This window comes from Lactiplantibacillus nangangensis, from assembly GCF_005405065.1.
Classification (GTDB): Bacteria; Bacillota; Bacilli; order Lactobacillales; family Lactobacillaceae; genus Lactiplantibacillus; species Lactiplantibacillus nangangensis.
On sequence record NZ_BJDI01000003.1, the window covers coordinates 309,358 to 325,338 of the forward strand.

Here is a 15,981-nt window from a genome sequence, read left to right on the forward strand (position 1 = left end):
AACATTGACTCATGCCTAAACTGAAATTGGCTTCAACTGAATTGAGTTATATGAATCATAAATAGTTGTTAACAATGTGAATTATAACAGTAGCTAGTCATGACTAATTAGGATGTGGGATAACTCTCAAATTTTTTTAAGTAATTACCATTGAGCAAGTTTTTTTAATATTTCCTGATAAATTTCGCGAATGCTGGTGCTTAGGGAGGCGGTTTGCTAAAATTAGGCTAGCAAGTTCTCGAAGGGACGAATCTGAATGAATAAAGTAACGATTTTAGGCAGTTTAAATGTGGATACAATCTTACGGATCAAACGTTTCCCCAAGCCAGGTGAAACCTTACCATTAATTGGTAAAAGTATTGCCGGTGGCGGCAAAGGGGCGAATCAAGCGATTGCCGCTGCACGCGCGGGGGCACATACGACGTTTATTGGTAAAGTGGGTCAGGATCAAGCGGGTGATTTTATGGTCAAGCAACTCACTGACAGTGGCGTCGACGATCAGTTTGTGCAACATAGTTCTGAAGCAGACACTGGGTCAGCTATCATTATGTTGGACAATAGTAGTGAAAATCGTATTTTGATCGATGGTGGGACGAACCAACAAGTGACACCAGCCGATGTTGATTTGGCACAGTCGGCGATTGCTGAGAGTGATTTTCTAATTGCCCAGTTTGAAACGCCGCAAGCGACGACCACGCATGCGTTTGAATTAGCACACGCGGCTAAAAAGCGCACCATTTTGAATCCGGCGCCGGCAACGACTGAAGTTCCAGCAGCCTTGTTAAAATTGACGGATCTAATCATTCCAAATGAAACGGAAACGGAAACGTTGACTGGAGTGCATGTTACGGATGAGCATTCAATGATTAAAGCTGCAGAAGCTTGCCAAGCGCTTGGTGTGGCTAATGTCATTATCACTGTTGGTAGCAAGGGGGCTTTTTGGATGCGGGGACAGAAACATGGTTTCGTACCTGCCTACAAAGTGAATGCGGTGGATACGACGGCCGCCGGTGATACTTTCATTGGCGCACTTAGTTCAGTGTTGACGACTGACTTTAGTAATTTGGCCGAAGCGGTCCGGTTTGCTAATCGGGCCTCATCATTAGCGGTTCAAAAATTGGGCGCTCAACCCTCGATTCCGACTGAAGCGGCCATTTTGGCTGCGGAACGCGCCTAGTGACGTAAAATAACCTGAAAATAATCAGCGACTGAGTTAATTTAATGATTAACTTGGTCGCTTTTTTGCGCGCAACTTGCGGAGCTAATCACTGAAAGGAGCGTGAAAAAGTGTCGGTTGAAGCCCAACTCAGTACCATCATTCAGGCCGCAGTTGATCAGCAAGCCAGTGATATTTACTGGTTGCCAGCTGCGAGCGAGTATCAAGTTTTATTACAGACAGCCGGTGAATTGCAAACGCTAATGACGCTTGAAACTGCTGTGGCGCAACAATTGATCAACCACATCAAGTATCGCAGCAATATGGCGATCAGTGATCATCGACGGCCACAGTTAGGTGCGATGTCGGTCGTTATCGCCGAAGAAGCGTTGAATTTGCGCATTTCAGCCGTCGGCGACTTTCTGGGTCGTGAGTCATTAGTGGTCCGCTTGTTGTACCAATCGCGTAGCGCCGCGTTGCAATATCTCATTCCCACGCAACGCGCGCAACTCCAGCAGTTGATGCAGCAAACGGGATTGATACTATTTTCAGGACCAATGGGGGCGGGCAAAACGTCTACCATGTACGATTTAGTCCGCAATTTAGGACGGCCACAGGTGGTCATGACGATTGAGGATCCAGTGGAAATTTATGAACCCAAGTTTTTACAGTTACAGGTCAATGTAGCCGCACAAATGACGTACAGCGATTTGTTGAAGGTCGGTCTGCGTCATCATCCGGAAGTGTTCATTATTGGCGAGATACGGGACGCGGAAACGGCCCAGATTGCGGTTCAGGCAGCGTTAAGCGGTCACTTGGTCCTCAGTACGATCCATGCGCGTGGCGTGTATGGAGTAGTGCCACGGTTACAACAGTTAGGTGTGGATCCGGAAACATTGCAACAAGCCCTGTCAGCTGCGAGTTATCAGCGATTGATACCATTAGCGGCGGGCGGTCAAGCAGCCTATTTTGACATTATTACGGCGCAACAGCCCTTACAGTTAGCGGACAAGACACAGATGATGACAAGCGAATGGGGGGAACATCTTGAAGAACAGCATGCCGTGGGTCGCATCACGGCTCAGACGATGGCCCGGTACCAAGAACACTAAACGATTAACTATTCGCGTTCAGGCAACTTTATTTGAAACTTTGGCTGATTTAATCGATAACGGTTTTTCATTACGAGATGCGATGCGTTTTATTGTGGATGTGCACGGTCAAAAATTTAAGGGATTGACACCGGTCATTACTCAGTTACAGGCTGGCGTTGGTTTGGCCAGTGCTTTACAAGCGTACATTGCAGTCGATTTATATTACCAATTGTTGATTGCAGAAGAGCATGGCGCCTTGGTCACAACACTGCAACAGGCGGGACAATTAATGCGGACTAAAGCTACCCAGCAGCAACAGATTCGCCGGCTCTTACAGTATCCGTTAGTGTTGTTGGCATTACTGGTTGGGACGTTGGTGATGGTCAAAACAGCAATCTTACCGAACTTTAGCACGATGGCAACGGCTCCTGCACAAACCATTTCGTGGCAGTTACTGTTAGGAAGCTTTACCACAATCGTGATTCTAGGCCTGATTATCGTTGGTGGGCGGCTCAAACAGTTACCGACCCGGGCCCGCTATTTGTGGCTGGCGCGGCTGCCACTGGTCGGACCGCTGATTCGAACTTACTGTGGCTACTATTTAACATTGAATGCCGGCATGCTATTGGCCGGTGGATTGGAATTACGAGGTATCTGTGAAGTCAGCACACATTTTGAACCACAGTCTCTGTTGCAACAACAAGGACACTTTGTAGAACAAGCGTTATTAGCTGGGCAGTCATTAGCGGAGATCATTAAAGCTGATCGGCTATTACCGGATGAATTAATTTTGCTAGTGGGTAAGGAAAGCCCAGCAGAACAGCTCAGTCAAGAGATGATTTATTTCGCCACGGTACAGTATCGCCGTCTAGTTCGGGATCTGAACCGTTTGATCAGTTGGATTCAACCGTTGATGTTCATGATTATTGCGTTAGTCATCGTGGGCACCTATTTAAATATTTTGTTGCCAATGTATAACTCAATGGGGGAGATTTTAAAATGAAAATGCTGAAACGGATCATGCTAAAGACCACTGCACCACGCCGCGGATTCACTTTAATCGAAATGGTAATTGTGTTAGGAATCATCGCATTATTAATGTTGATTGTGATACCTAACTTAAATAAGCAACGTGAAAACGCAAGTAAACACCAACGGGAAGCCTTGCAAGAAGTCGTCTACAATCAAGCAGAAATGTATCAGAATGATGCGGCTGATCATCCTAAGGACCCAGCAGCATCACTGGACAATTTAAAAACTTATCATTACTTGACGCCAGCACAATACGATCAAGCCAAACGTGACGGTGTTGAGCTGCAACGTCCAGTCCCCAACAATCCAGATTCTAAAACTGAGTAGAACTGGTGCGTCGGTCAGGATTCACCCTAATTGAAACGGTCGTCACGTTAGGGCTCTTAGCCTCGATGTCAGTCATTGCGGTCTATCGGTTTCCGTCCACACGCCCACCGGCTGATGATGAAACCGTATTTTGGCAAAAGTATGCAACGCTGTGGCAAACACGGGTCTTCGTCGCAAGTGCCTACGATCATCAGCAACTGGTTCAGTTTAATTCGCGAGAAGTTGTTTTTGCGCCATTAAAACAGGGCGGTGGTCCGGCAACGGTGCACTTGGCTTTACCGGCGACTTTACATTTGGCTAATCGCCACAGCACAGCCGAGGTCCGTATTACTAAAAATGGGCACCCCACGCTGGCGGCAGTTTACTATCAGTCAACACTCCGGCCAAAACTGTTGTATAAATTATCTATCAAGATGGGGTGGGGAGGTTATGAACTTGAAGATGTCCCTGCTTAATCAACAATCCGGGTTCATCATGGCAGAAACCATGGTGGCACTAGTGCTTCTGTCGGCGGGTGTCAGTTTAGGAATTGGCACTGAAACCATGATGGTGCAGCATGACCGTGCTCAGGTTCGTCGAATCAAACAAGCCCGGAAAGCCTATGAACAAGCCCGATTATCGCAGTTCAACTTACGACCGTTATCTGCGGATGCATAGGCGGCGTGGTTTTACGTTAATTGAGGTGGTGTTGGCCTTGAGTGTGTTACTCATTATTGGCAATGTCATGATTCGTGGACAACGACAACTGATGGCGAATGCCCATCGGCCGATACCCGCCGTTCAATGGTATTTGATGTTACATGAATTAGAGAACCCGGCCCATCAGTTCTCGGTATACGGGGTATCCGAACGTGGTGTTGTGATGCGCAATGCATTCAAGAAAGAATACACGTTAGTTTGGACACCTAAAAAGAGCAATACGCTCTGGTTGCTGGTCGGTAACAGCCGGATTTTTTTGATGGACCACGTTCAGAATTTCAAAGTGACGCGGGACCAACAGTTGACGATCAAATTAGACACGGGCGAGGTTTTCCAATCGCGTTTGCTGTTGCCACAGTCAGTAGGAGGTGCTTATGTTGCGCCGACGCGGTAGTATCCTCTTGTCAGTCATGGCATTTTTACTCATTTTTGGGGCTTTCGAAAGTTTTCGGTATCACAATTTCGTCCAACGACAAGAACTTTATCGGTATATGTTGATTGAATACCGGAAACCACCAACTCAAGTACCTGTGCAAAATAACACAAGCCAGCGTGGTAAACCGGCCAAACAACCAGCTAAGCCGCCAGTTGCTGCGCAGTCTGTGCCGGTCAATAAAAAGGACCTTTAAAGCGTGTTCACGGGGTTTCGGCTTGAAGTCCTTCCTAAAAATCGGTAAGATGGGAAAGGATTCAAGAATTTTCGAAGAGGTGAGCATTCTGGCACAAGCAGAAACTGAAACACTATTTAAAGTCTTAGATCAATCAGTCAGTATTTTAATGCAACAACTATCGGTCTCGTACGTGGATGCGTTAATTGAAACCGGGGATAATTTGCTCGGTGAAACGGTCCAAGTGGAAAATGGGCAACCGGATGAAGCTAGTGTGACGAAGCTGACTGCATTATATCAGTCAGTGACTTTGTCTAACCTAGATGCTGAAACGATTCGGCGTGCATTACAGTTAGCCTTGCTTAAGGCGATTCATAACGACCGTGTTGATCCGAACCATCAAATGACCCCTGACTCCATTGGATTGTTGACGGCGTACTTGGTGGCCAAGCTAATTGGTCCAGATGAGCAATTGTCAATCCTAGACATTGCCGTCGGGACGGGTAATTTATTGACCACGGTGATGAACCAATTACAGCCAACGCGTCAGACCGCGATTCAAGGCTATGGCGTGGATAACGATGACAATCAGTTAGCCATCGCCGCGATGAGCATGGAACTGCAACGCTCAAAAGTTGAACTTTTCCATCAAGACGCCATTGATCCGTTAGTCATGCCGAAAACGACTATTGCGATCGGCGACTTACCAGTTGGCTACTATCCACTGGACGCACGGGTTCAAAACTTTAAGACCAAAGCCACTAACGGACATTCTTACGTCCATCATTTATTGATGGAACAAGCGATGTCACAGTTGCAACCAGGTGGCTGGGGCGTGTTCCTCGTACCAACCAATATTTTCCAATCACAGGAAGCACAAGGCTTACTCAAATGGATGAGTTCAGCAGCATATTTGCAAGGTTTATTAAACTTGCCAACGAATTTATTCTTAGATGAGAAGTCACGTAAATCGGTCGTTGTCTTACAAAAACGTGGCGGCAAAGCCCAACAAGCGGGTAAAGTATTGTTAGGCGAGTTCCCGTCGTTTGAAGACACGCGGGCCTTTGAAGCTTTCACAGCGCAGATTGATGCGTGGGTTGGTCAAAATATTATTCGCTAGGAGTGAGTCTTGATGGGGAAGACAATTGCTATTAACGCTGGCAGTTCGACTTTAAAGTTTAAATTATTTGAAATGCCACAGGAGCAGGTGATTGCGAGTGGTGCGATTGAACGGATTGGTTTGGATGAATCACCCGTGCATATTCGGTACGGCTTAGATCACAAGTATCGTGAGACCGAGTTTGTGCCAGATCATCTGACCGCCGTAAATATCATCTTAGATGAATTGATCAAGCTGCATATCATTGAAACTTACGATGAAATCACGGGTATTGGTCATCGCGTCGTAGCTGGTGGTGAGATTTTCAAGGATTCAGTACTGATTACTGACAAAGTCTTACATCAGATTGAAGACTTGGCTGAATATGCACCCTTGCATAATCCAGCCAATGCGGTGGGCATTCGAGCCTTTAAACGGATCTTGCCGAATGTGCCTGCGGTGGCCGTGTTCGACACGTCCTTCCACACGAGCATGCCGGCGGTGAACTATCTTTATTCGTTGCCATATGAATACTATGAAAAGTATGGTGCCCGAAAATTTGGTGCCCATGGGACGAGTCATCGATACGTTGCCGGTCGGGCCGCAAAACTAATGGGTAAACCATTGTCGTCATTGCGACTGATTACCTTACACCTTGGTGCGGGGAGTTCTATTACAGCGATTCAAAACGGACGAAGTTTAGATACTTCGATGGGCTTCACGCCGTTGGCTGGGATTACCATGGCGACACGTTCTGGTGATCTTGATCCGTCACTGATGGCGTTTCTAATGAAGAAACTAAATATCAGTGATCCAGATGAGATGCTCAAAATTTTGAACACTAAGTCTGGTTTACTAGGAATTGCTGGTTCTGCGGATATGCAAGAGCTGGAAGCCCGCTGTGACCATGATAAAATGGCCCAGCTAGCAATCGATATTTTTGTGAATCGAATCGTGAAGTATATCGGGGCTTACTTGGCTGAGATGCAAGGCGCAGATGCCATCGTGATTACGGCTGGGATTGGTGAACGCGATGCTAAGATGCGACAACGTATTGCTGATAAATTAAGTTACTTTGGGGTCGAGATTGACCCACATAAGAACCAAGTCAGTGGGGTCGAGCGTGATTTGAGCACGGAAACAGCCAAAATTCGCACGATTTTAATTCCCACGGATGAAGAATTGATGATTGCCCGTGATGTTGAGCGGGTCGGTCATCCAGATCATTAAATCAAGCCTTAACGCGTGTCTAAGCTCCCTTAGACACGCGCTTTTTTGAGACTTGATTGAAAATTATTCATCTTACCTTGTCTTGGCTTCATGTCATTCATGTTGATTAGTTTGTAAACTGATAAAATCATAATCCGCTACCAATCGCGCTATGAGGGACTCAACGAACCTGATTAAACCGGTCTTCCTTGCCCACAACTTACTTTTGGCATAGACCAATCTGTCAAAAACCAAAAGCGTGCCCTTTTGAATGCCACTAATTTGACCCGTATAATAAGCTTTAAGGGGAGTGCTGATATTATGAAAGCAAGTCAACAACCGGAGAATGAACAACTTTCTCGCGGGCTAAAAAGTCGTCATGTGCAATTAATTGCGATTGGCGGCACGATTGGGACTGGTCTCTTTTTAGGGGCTGGTCAATCCATCCACTTGGCTGGCCCATCGATCCTAATTGCGTATTTGGTGACTGGGCTAGTTTGTTTCTTATTGATGCGGGCGTTAGGTGAATTACTGTTATCAGATTTAAATACGCATTCATATATTGATTTTATTAAGCAATATTTGGGCGAGAAAACCGGCTTTGTTGCTGGTTGGACTTACTGGGTCTGCTGGATCACCATTGCAATGGCTGAAATTACCGCAGTGGGGGAATACATGCAATTTTGGTTTCCAAAACTGCCACAGTGGATTCCCGGTGTCATTATTCTGATCTTGTTGCTCGCGTTAAACTCTGTCAATGTCTCGGCTTTTGGGGAAACTGAGTTTTGGTTTGCGATTATTAAAATTGTGGCGATTGTCGCCTTAATTGTTGTCGGTATCGTGATGGTGGTCTTTAGTGTTAAAACACCGGTTGGCCATGCCGGTCTCGGCAATTTGGTCAATTACGGTGGCTTTTTACCGCATGGGATGAAGGGCTTTGTCCTGTCGTTTCAAATGGTCCTTTTTAGCTTCATTGGGATTGAAATGGTCGGCATGACTGCTTCAGAAACCGAAGATCCGAAGACAGTAATTCCTAAGGCAATCGACAATATTCCCATTCGAATCATTTTATTTTATGTTGGGTCGCTCTTTTTCTTAATGGCGATGTATCCATGGCGCTATTTTTCAGAAGCCCACAGTCCTTTTGTCCAAGTCTTTACGAACTTGGGAGTGACTTCAGCAGCGGCCATCATTAACTTTGTGGTCTTAACGGCGGCGGCTTCTTCTTGCAATAGTGCGTTATTTAGTACGGGACGGATGTTATTCTCGTTGACGTATGGCGGCAAGAGTAAGTTTGCTCGTCGGATGGGACAACTCTCACCGAGCCAAGTGCCACGGAATGCGCTTTGGTTTTCTACGTTAGTGATTGGGTTAGCGGTGTTGCTGAATTTGCTCATGCCCGGTAAGGTCTTCTCACTCATTGCGAGTGTGTCGACGACCTGTTTTATCTTTATCTGGGGCGCAATTGTTTTGGCCCATCTCGCGTATCGGAAAAAGGTTGGTAAACAGCCGTCTAAAAAATTCAGAATGCCGTTTTTCCCGCTGTCCGATTATCTGATTTTGGCCTTTCTCGGGTTTATCACGATCGTATTATGTTTGAAATCAGAAACGTTGATTGCCCTGATTGCGTCACTCATTTGGTTAGTCGTTTTGTATGTCATTAAAATTGTGAATGACCGGATGCATATCGGTAGTCACTAAAAGCTAACCATTAGATGGTCGCTAATTACTTGTGTCAGAGTGATTAGCGATCATTTTTGGCGTTAGTGGCGCCCCTAAACTGTTCCGGTGCGCTTTCGCGTTTGAAGCGGTACAATTAAACTTAATGTGAGAGTTTTCGAAATCGAGGGAATTTTATGCAATATTTTACTTCAGATACACATTTTTACCATGCTGATTTATTAGGGCAAAATGATTTTGCACCCCGGCTATTTCCAGACGTTGAAACGATGAATCAAGCGATCATCGACCACTGGAATGCGCGCGTCACTGATCAAGACACGGTTTATCACTTGGGGGACGTGGCTTTGTACTTCACACGCCCAGCCAAACTATCTTATGAACGGGTGTTGGCTATTTTGGTGCAATTACATGGTAAAATTATCTTCATTAAAGGAAATCATGATTCTCGCGCCTTTTTCAAATATTTGGCCGCTCATGACCCACAACTCAATGGGCAACCTAAATTTGAGTTTCATGACGTGGGGGTATTGATCAAGTATGATCACCGGCAATATTACATGACCCATTATCCGATGATGATGGGTATCGTCAAACAGATCATTAATTTGCATGGTCACATTCACCATTATGCCGTGAACATTAAGGAAGACATTAATGTCGGCGTTGATACCCCTGAAACCGACTATTTGGATCATCAAGTACCGTTCGGGGCACCATTTTCCTTAGCTGAAATTGAACAAATGGTGACAGGTAAGGCGATTGATTTTGCCAAGCGACAGTAAGTGAGCTTGACCGGCTTCCGGGAATGCTTTAGGATTAACGAAGATAATTAGTGAGAGGCGACGACCAATGAGTGAACAGATCACGATTCTACATACGAATGATTTACATTCGCATTTTGAAAACTGGCCGCGAATTCGGCGGTATTTGGCGGATCAGCGGCGGTTTCAACAAGCCGCTGGTCAGACAGTGTTGACCGTGGATCTGGGTGACGCGGTCGATCGTGCTCATCCGTTGTCTGAGGCGACGCGGGGGCAAGCCAATGTGCAATTGTTAAATCAAGTTGGCTACGATGCGGTGACGATTGGTAATAATGAAGGCTTAGGGCTGACACACGCTGAATTGGATCGGTTATACGCGCATGCCAATTTTGAGGTGATTCTCGATAATTTGACAGAGACGCAGCACGACAGTCAACCGACCTGGGCCAAACCAGCGAAGGTCATCACGACTGCACAGGGGACTCGGGTCTTACTGTTAGCTTTCACGGCACCATTTACGTTGACGTATCCGTTGAATGGGTGGACACCGACCAGTGTTAAGGTGCGGTTACCACAATTATTAGCGCAATACGCGGGCCAATATGATGTGCTCGTCGTGATGTCGCATCTAGGCATCACTGTTGATCGTTGGTTAGCTAAACACTACCCTTCGATTGATGTTATTATCGGTAGCCATACCCATCATTTATTAGTAAATGGTGAGCAAGACCATGGAGTATTAGTGGCTGCGGCCGGCAAGTATGGTGAATATGTCGGCCAAATCAACCTAACGTTAGACGCTGCGCACCATGTAACTGCTGGTCAGGCACAAACGGTGGCGACGAAAACATTACCAGTTGATGCGACGGATGCCGCTGAGATTGCAGGTTGGCAACAGCAGGGTGAGCAGTTACTGGCTCAACAGGTGATTGCCACCGTGCCACAACAGTTACAGCCGCATTGGCACCATGCCAGTGCGTTGACGGCCTTGGGATTGAAGGCCATCACCAGTTATGCCGGGACTGATCTCGGGATGTTAAATGGTGGCTTGTTTATGCGTGATTTGCCCGCTGGCGATGTCAATTTGAATGATTTGCATACGATGCTACCGCACGCCATGCATGTGATTCGCGTCAGTCTGACCGGTCAAGATCTCTGGCGCCTGGTTTATGAAATGGAATTGGCGCGACCTTTCTTGAATAAATTTCAGATTCATGGGATGGGTTTCCGGGGTCAAGTTTTCGGCTATATTCAATACCAAGGGCTTAAATGGCAAGCTGACACCAAGACACTGCTTGTGAATGAGGAACCTGTCGATATGACAGCGACGTATCAAATTGCGCTGTTGGATCATCATTTATTTATTCCATTTTTCCCAACACTAAACATTAGTGGTCAAACCGAGATATTATTTAAAGCATTTTTAAGAACAGTAGTGGGGGATTACCTTGCTACGCAATATCCACATCAAGGATAGGAAGGTGGTGTCGATTTGAATCGCGATCACATCGATGAACTGGCCGCTCAGCAGGCCGAACGACGTCAGAGTCTCTATCAGGGCATTCGGACGGATAAAACGCACATTGAAGTTAATAAGCATCCGTTTGAGATTGTTTTGGATTATCATGAGGCTTTCGATTTAGATAAATTTACTGAACGCTACAGCACTATTTTGAATAAGTATGACTATTTGGTTGGTGACTGGGGGTTCGAGCAACTCCGCTTGAAAGGGTTCTATAAGGACGACACCAAGGACGTTCAGCGTGCCCAAACGATTGGCACAGTCCAGGATTATTTGTATGAATACTGTAATTTTGGTTGCGCATATTTCATTTTGAAGAATGAACGGGTCATTAAGCCAAAACGAACCAGTCATGCGCGTAAGGATGATCGGCGCGGTAAACGGGGCAACGGGACTAACGGGTCGGCCAACAATAATGGTCGTTCAACACAATCGCGTAGTCGAAGCAACCGTAATAGTAGTAAATTGAAACAGCGGCGTCGGAATAAATCATTCACGACCAAGCAAAAGGCAGCACCATTCAGTGAGAAACGACAACAGCCAGCTAAAGTTAACGCTGGTAGTGGTCAGCAAGCGCGAACGAGTAAACCAGCGAACGGTAAACGGCATTTTACCATTCGCCAGAAGTAGAGAGGATTTTGAGATTGAGTAAGTACAAGGGATATTTAATTGATTTAGATGGGACCGTCTATCGTGGGAGTGAACGTATCCCGGCTGCAAAACGGTTTATCGAACGGTTACAAGCAACCCAGACGGACTTTTTGTTAGTGACGAATAATACGACTAAGTCACCAGAAGATGTCGCGGCGAACTTGGCGGATAATCATGATATTCATGTGAGTCCAGCTAATGTTTATACTGCGGCACTAGCGACAGCCGATTACGTGAATGATTTGGCAGGTCAAGGCGACAAGACGATGTATGTGATTGGTGAACTAGGTCTCAAAGGAGCCATGCTTGAAAAAGGGTTCCATTTTGAGGAAAAGACGCCGCGGTTTGTCATTGTCGGCTTAGACTATGATGTGACTTACCATAAGTTTGAATTGGCGACGTTGGCTATCAAACGGGGCGCGAAGTTTATTGGGACCAACGCTGATACGAACCTACCAAACGAACGAGGCTTAGTGCCTGGGGCTGGTTCAGTGATTGCGATGGTCGAACGGGCGACTCAACAACGGGCGACTTATGTCGGTAAGCCGGAAACAATCATCATGCAAAAGGCCATTGATCGTATTGGCTTAGATAAGCAAGATTGTGTCATGGTTGGGGACAACTATATGACGGACATCTCGGCAGCAATTAATTTTGATATGGATTCATTATTGGTTTATACCGGGGTCTCGACTCCTGAACTGGTCGCTAAACAAGCGATTAAACCAACCAATGAAGTCAATTCATTAGATGAATGGGACTTAGAAGATGGCGTGGCTAAATAAGGTTAAGCAGTGGTTACAATGGCTCGGACTATACTTGTGGTTACTTAGCGGGACCATTGTTTTGACGATCAATGCCACGTGGTTGTACTACTTTAATGCCCGCTGGCAGCATCTAGGTCACCTCGTCAATTTGTCGACAGGACGGTTAATGACCAACTATTTTCAATTGTTGGCTTATTTAAACTTTCCGTGGGTCCGCAAACTCCAAATGCGGGATTTTACAGACTCACCGAGTGCACTAGTCCATTTTGCAGACGTCAAGAATCTATTTTTGCTTGATTACGCGGTCTTCATTGTGACTGGTGTGACGACTTACTATTTATGGCGTCGATTGAAGCGGGACCGTCAATTATGGCGGTTTGTGTTACCGATGCAAACGGCGTTGTGGGTCCCACCGTTGATTGCGGCAGTGATGGCGGTCAACTTTGATCAATTTTTTGTTTTCTTTCACAAGATTTTGTTCCGTAACTCAGACTGGTTGTTTGACCCATTATTTGATCGAATCATCATCGTCTTACCGGATACCTTTTTCGGACAGTGTTTTGTGTTAGCTTTCGTGATTTTGGAGTGGTCATTTGCCTATTACTTGTCAGTCGGCAAGCAGGCTTTAAACGAGCTTAAATAAAAATGCGTGTCATCCTTTTTACAGGTGACACGCATTTTTTATTAATCTTCGCTTTCAGGAGTGTGACTGAAACGGGCTTTCACGGCCGAGAGAATTGCTGGGATCAAGGAGACAACGATGATTCCAAGGACGACGAGTGAGAAGTGTTCTTTGACGAATGGAATATTACCGAAGAAGTAACCGCCACCGCAGCAAAGTGCGACCCATAAGACACAACCGATCACATTGTAACGGATGAATTGGCGATATTCCATGCGACTGCTAGCAGCCACAAAGGGAACAAAGGTCCGAATGATCGGCATGAAGCGTGCAATCGTGACGGTAATGCCACCGTGCTTTTCGAAAAACTTTTCCGATTTGGCTAATTGTTTCTGATTGATGAGCCGACCAAACCAGGATGTTCGCGTCAAGGCCTCACCGAGGGAATGCCCAATCAAAAAGTTGAGTGAGTCACCAGCTAGCGCAGCAACCAAGAACAAAATAACGAAGGTCCAGATATGTAGGCCATAGGTTAAGTTAGCAGCTAAGGCACTGGCTGCAAACAATAGGGAATCACCTGGTAAAAATGGTAAAATTACGGCACCAGTTTCAATGAAGATGATGGCGAAAAGGATTAAGTACGTCCAGATTCCAAAACTGTTGACGATTGTGACCAAGTGTTGATCAATATGGAGCACGAAATCAACTAAAAAACTCATGGTTACCTCCAAAGTATTTATAAATATTTCTGATATAGCATACCAGATAACGCGGCTAAATACTATTGTTGGCAGATAAACCCCAGCAAAAGCTTAATAATTTGAGAGAGATTTACTAGCAATTGTGGGCATTCTCTTGTATCATCAAGTTATTCTAATAGGAAAACGGGTGATTTTGTGGCTTATCCACAATTAGATTTATCGCAGGTCGAAGGACCAAAAGCAACGATTCAAACCAACTATGGTGATATCAAAGTACAATTATTTCCAAAGCAAGCACCGAAGAGTGTCGAAAACTTCGTCGGTTTAGCCAAAAAGGGTTACTATGATGGCATTATCTTCCATCGCGTGATTCCTGACTTTATGATTCAAGGTGGCGACCCAACTGGAACCGGGATGGGTGGCGAAAGTCTCTGGGGTAACCAATTCGAAGATGAATTTTCACCAGAAGTCTTTAACTTGCGTGGTGCTTTATCAATGGCCAACGCTGGGCCAAATACTAATGGAAGTCAATTCTTCATTGTTCAGAAGTCAGAATTAGATGCTGGCATGGCTGATCAGATGACCAAAGCTGGTTATCCAGAAGAAGTTGTGACTGCCTATGGTAACGGTGGGACCCCTTGGCTTGATTTCCGTCACACAGTTTTTGGGGCTGTCAGTGATGGGATGGACATTGTTGATAAAATTGCTGCAGTTGCGACTGGTGCGCAAGACAAACCAGTTAAAGATGTGGTCATCGAAACTATTACGATTTCAGAATAGGTTCTATATAGAAGAATTCGCTCACGCGGGTTCTTTTTTTGAACCGTTATTTTGATTTATCAAGCTTTCAGGTTATAATACTTGGGATTATAATTATGCTAGTATTGTGAAAAGTAGTGATGAGAGGACTGGTTTGATGAGCAATTATCGTATTGGGATGCAAGTTCATGGTCAAGTGACTGGTATTCAACCGTATGGGGCATTTGTTACGTTGGATGCTGACCATCAAGGCTTGATTCATATCTCGGAATGTCATGAAGGCTATGTTAAAAGTATTAGTGACTATTTGAAAGTTGGTCAGTCGGTTGACGTGGTTATTTTGGATATTGATGAATATACCGGTAAAATCAGTTTGTCTTTACGGTGTGTCGAGAGTGAACCACATCGGACGACTAGTGATCTTGAAATCTATAAAACATTTCGTCACAAGCATTTTTGGACTAACCGACATGTTCATGCGGGCTTTGCCCCGATTGCAAAAAATTTAGATGGTTGGATTGATGATTCACTGAATCGTTTGAAGGAAGAGGCTAAGTCATGACAAAACGCGTTGCAGGTACGATTATTAACCCTGAAGATGCAGGGACGAGTTTCTTAGTGCAACAAGTAGCCGGCCAGTACAAGTTTTACAACTTGTCAGTGTTAGAGAATCAGACGCCGTTAGCTTCTGTTTTATGGCAATTGCGGCATGTTGTTGGTATCGATGTTGATCAATTACGTTTATATGATTCAGTTGTCGCGCAGAGTGGCACGGAAAATGTGTCGTTATTCGTTTTTAACCATTTAAAAATTGACGCGGCGATTCGCGAGTCTTGCCGTCAACACGGGTTAGTCTTTGTCCCCGCACGTGAGCTACATGGCTTATTTGAGAGTGTTAAGGTCAATACGATTCCGTCATTTGAAAATTTATCAAAATAAATTCAAATAAAGGGTTGACCTGCATACTAATTCTTGATAAGATATATCTTGTCGCTGCGAGAGATAGTTGTTAAACAGCTGCTCGACGACGTTTGTACCACATAAATCAAAATTATCTTGATTGTATAAATATTCAACTTCTTAAAAAAGTTGTTGACACATAAAAGATGTGATGATATTATGTAATAGTTGTGTTGAGGCAATCAGCCAACAAATTAGACCTTTGAAAACTGAACAAAGTTTCGACAAATCAAATGTGTAGGGTCTAGCAATCCTCGAGATTGTTAGCAAAACATTTGCGAAGTCAATTCGTGAAAACAATTAATAAATTTGAACCAACTTTTTAAATGAG

The 15,981-nt window shown here is 45.1% G+C and carries 20 protein-coding genes; 19 read left to right on the forward strand and 1 reads right to left on the reverse strand.

Features of this window, described 5'->3' with window-relative positions:
* The first annotated feature begins 256 nt into the window (after nucleotides 1-256).
* The 16 genes from rbsK (at nucleotide 257) to FFM70_RS04835 (ending at nucleotide 13,251) form a co-directional block, all read left to right on the forward strand.
* Complete coding sequence (rbsK, locus tag FFM70_RS04760) at nucleotides 257-1,177, forward strand: ribokinase (protein WP_137615698.1); 921 nt, start codon at nucleotides 257-259, stop codon at nucleotides 1,175-1,177.
* Nucleotides 1,178-1,287: 110 nt separating this feature from the next.
* Nucleotides 1,288-2,268, forward strand: a complete 981-nt coding sequence (gene comGA / locus FFM70_RS04765; protein ID WP_137615699.1) for a competence type IV pilus ATPase ComGA — start codon at nucleotides 1,288-1,290, stop codon at nucleotides 2,266-2,268.
* Nucleotides 2,204-3,253: a type II secretion system F family protein gene (locus FFM70_RS04770; protein WP_223877436.1), complete on the forward strand. Its 1,050-nt coding sequence runs from the start codon at nucleotides 2,204-2,206 to the stop codon at nucleotides 3,251-3,253. The genes comGA and FFM70_RS04770 overlap by 65 nt, the downstream gene beginning before the upstream one ends.
* Entirely contained in the window at nucleotides 3,250-3,609 is a 360-nt protein-coding gene (comGC, locus tag FFM70_RS04775) for a competence type IV pilus major pilin ComGC (RefSeq protein WP_137615700.1), read from the forward strand. The genes FFM70_RS04770 and comGC overlap by 4 nt, the downstream gene beginning before the upstream one ends.
* Before the next feature lie 5 nt (nucleotides 3,610-3,614).
* On the forward strand, nucleotides 3,615-4,064 hold the full coding sequence (locus FFM70_RS04780; RefSeq protein ID WP_171002299.1) for a prepilin-type N-terminal cleavage/methylation domain-containing protein: 450 nt from the start codon (nucleotides 3,615-3,617) through the stop codon (nucleotides 4,062-4,064).
* Entirely contained in the window at nucleotides 4,039-4,266 is a 228-nt protein-coding gene (locus FFM70_RS04785) for a hypothetical protein (protein WP_137615702.1), read from the forward strand. The genes FFM70_RS04780 and FFM70_RS04785 overlap by 26 nt, the downstream gene beginning before the upstream one ends.
* Nucleotides 4,259-4,702, forward strand: coding sequence for a type II secretion system protein (locus FFM70_RS04790; RefSeq protein ID WP_223877440.1), 444 nt, complete (start codon nucleotides 4,259-4,261; stop codon nucleotides 4,700-4,702). Before FFM70_RS04785 ends, FFM70_RS04790 begins: the two co-directional genes overlap by 8 nt.
* The gene (locus FFM70_RS04795) at nucleotides 4,683-4,937 is read left to right on the forward strand and encodes a hypothetical protein (protein WP_137615704.1); all 255 of its coding nucleotides are present in this window, start codon (nucleotides 4,683-4,685) and stop codon (nucleotides 4,935-4,937) included. The genes FFM70_RS04790 and FFM70_RS04795 overlap by 20 nt, the downstream gene beginning before the upstream one ends.
* Before the next feature lie 49 nt (nucleotides 4,938-4,986).
* On the forward strand, nucleotides 4,987-6,036 hold the full coding sequence (locus tag FFM70_RS04800) for a class I SAM-dependent methyltransferase (RefSeq protein WP_171002302.1): 1,050 nt from the start codon (nucleotides 4,987-4,989) through the stop codon (nucleotides 6,034-6,036).
* A gap of 12 nt (nucleotides 6,037-6,048) precedes the next feature.
* Nucleotides 6,049-7,245, forward strand: coding sequence for an acetate/propionate family kinase (locus FFM70_RS04805; protein ID WP_137615705.1), 1,197 nt, complete (start codon nucleotides 6,049-6,051; stop codon nucleotides 7,243-7,245).
* A gap of 300 nt (nucleotides 7,246-7,545) precedes the next feature.
* Entirely contained in the window at nucleotides 7,546-8,925 is a 1,380-nt protein-coding gene (locus FFM70_RS04810) for an amino acid permease (protein ID WP_379855969.1), read from the forward strand.
* Nucleotides 8,926-9,080: 155 nt separating this feature from the next.
* Nucleotides 9,081-9,689: a metallophosphoesterase gene (locus FFM70_RS04815; protein ID WP_137615706.1), complete on the forward strand. Its 609-nt coding sequence runs from the start codon at nucleotides 9,081-9,083 to the stop codon at nucleotides 9,687-9,689.
* A gap of 67 nt (nucleotides 9,690-9,756) precedes the next feature.
* Complete coding sequence (locus FFM70_RS04820; protein WP_137615707.1) at nucleotides 9,757-11,145, forward strand: bifunctional metallophosphatase/5'-nucleotidase; 1,389 nt, start codon at nucleotides 9,757-9,759, stop codon at nucleotides 11,143-11,145.
* Nucleotides 11,146-11,160: 15 nt separating this feature from the next.
* Nucleotides 11,161-11,820, forward strand: a complete 660-nt coding sequence (locus tag FFM70_RS04825; RefSeq protein ID WP_137615708.1) for a YutD family protein — start codon at nucleotides 11,161-11,163, stop codon at nucleotides 11,818-11,820.
* A gap of 14 nt (nucleotides 11,821-11,834) precedes the next feature.
* Nucleotides 11,835-12,626 (forward strand): TIGR01457 family HAD-type hydrolase, encoded by a 792-nt coding sequence (locus FFM70_RS04830; protein ID WP_137615709.1) that lies wholly within the window; start codon nucleotides 11,835-11,837, stop codon nucleotides 12,624-12,626.
* Complete coding sequence (locus FFM70_RS04835; RefSeq protein ID WP_137615710.1) at nucleotides 12,610-13,251, forward strand: TIGR01906 family membrane protein; 642 nt, start codon at nucleotides 12,610-12,612, stop codon at nucleotides 13,249-13,251. The genes FFM70_RS04830 and FFM70_RS04835 overlap by 17 nt, the downstream gene beginning before the upstream one ends.
* Nucleotides 13,252-13,292: 41 nt before the next feature.
* Here FFM70_RS04835 and FFM70_RS04840 read toward each other — a convergent pair whose 3' ends face one another.
* Nucleotides 13,293-13,949, reverse strand: coding sequence for a VTT domain-containing protein (locus FFM70_RS04840; protein ID WP_137615711.1), 657 nt, complete (start codon nucleotides 13,947-13,949; stop codon nucleotides 13,293-13,295).
* A gap of 177 nt (nucleotides 13,950-14,126) precedes the next feature.
* Between FFM70_RS04840 and FFM70_RS04845 the strand changes: the two genes are divergently transcribed.
* From FFM70_RS04845 to FFM70_RS04855, 3 genes are all read left to right on the forward strand, one after another.
* Nucleotides 14,127-14,711 carry a peptidylprolyl isomerase gene (locus FFM70_RS04845; RefSeq protein ID WP_137615712.1) on the forward strand — a complete coding sequence of 195 codons (585 nt, stop codon included), beginning with the start codon at nucleotides 14,127-14,129 and terminating at the stop codon, nucleotides 14,709-14,711.
* A 136-nt stretch (nucleotides 14,712-14,847) separates the two neighbouring features.
* Nucleotides 14,848-15,252 (forward strand): CvfD/Ygs/GSP13 family RNA-binding post-transcriptional regulator, encoded by a 405-nt coding sequence (locus FFM70_RS04850; RefSeq protein ID WP_137615713.1) that lies wholly within the window; start codon nucleotides 14,848-14,850, stop codon nucleotides 15,250-15,252.
* Nucleotides 15,249-15,629, forward strand: a complete 381-nt coding sequence (locus FFM70_RS04855; protein ID WP_137615714.1) for a hypothetical protein — start codon at nucleotides 15,249-15,251, stop codon at nucleotides 15,627-15,629. Before FFM70_RS04850 ends, FFM70_RS04855 begins: the two co-directional genes overlap by 4 nt.
* Nucleotides 15,630-15,981: the final 352 nt, after the last annotated feature.

Coding starts and splice junctions, on each gene's coding strand:
- FFM70_RS04795 (WP_137615704.1), top strand. CDS start 4,683: ATGTTGCGCCGACGCGGTAGTATCCTCTTGTCAGTCATGGCATTTTTA.
- rbsK (WP_137615698.1), top strand. CDS start 257: ATGAATAAAGTAACGATTTTAGGCAGTTTAAATGTGGATACAATCTTA.
- FFM70_RS04790 (WP_223877440.1), top strand. CDS start 4,259: ATGCATAGGCGGCGTGGTTTTACGTTAATTGAGGTGGTGTTGGCCTTG.
- FFM70_RS04840 (WP_137615711.1), bottom strand. CDS start 13,949: ATGAGTTTTTTAGTTGATTTCGTGCTCCATATTGATCAACACTTGGTC.
- FFM70_RS04850 (WP_137615713.1), top strand. CDS start 14,848: ATGAGCAATTATCGTATTGGGATGCAAGTTCATGGTCAAGTGACTGGT.
- FFM70_RS04855 (WP_137615714.1), top strand. CDS start 15,249: ATGACAAAACGCGTTGCAGGTACGATTATTAACCCTGAAGATGCAGGG.
- FFM70_RS04835 (WP_137615710.1), top strand. CDS start 12,610: ATGGCGTGGCTAAATAAGGTTAAGCAGTGGTTACAATGGCTCGGACTA.
- FFM70_RS04800 (WP_171002302.1), top strand. CDS start 4,987: ATGGGAAAGGATTCAAGAATTTTCGAAGAGGTGAGCATTCTGGCACAA.
- FFM70_RS04810 (WP_379855969.1), top strand. CDS start 7,546: ATGAAAGCAAGTCAACAACCGGAGAATGAACAACTTTCTCGCGGGCTA.
- FFM70_RS04785 (WP_137615702.1), top strand. CDS start 4,039: ATGAACTTGAAGATGTCCCTGCTTAATCAACAATCCGGGTTCATCATG.
- FFM70_RS04815 (WP_137615706.1), top strand. CDS start 9,081: ATGCAATATTTTACTTCAGATACACATTTTTACCATGCTGATTTATTA.
- FFM70_RS04820 (WP_137615707.1), top strand. CDS start 9,757: ATGAGTGAACAGATCACGATTCTACATACGAATGATTTACATTCGCAT.
- FFM70_RS04805 (WP_137615705.1), top strand. CDS start 6,049: ATGGGGAAGACAATTGCTATTAACGCTGGCAGTTCGACTTTAAAGTTT.
- comGC (WP_137615700.1), top strand. CDS start 3,250: ATGAAAATGCTGAAACGGATCATGCTAAAGACCACTGCACCACGCCGC.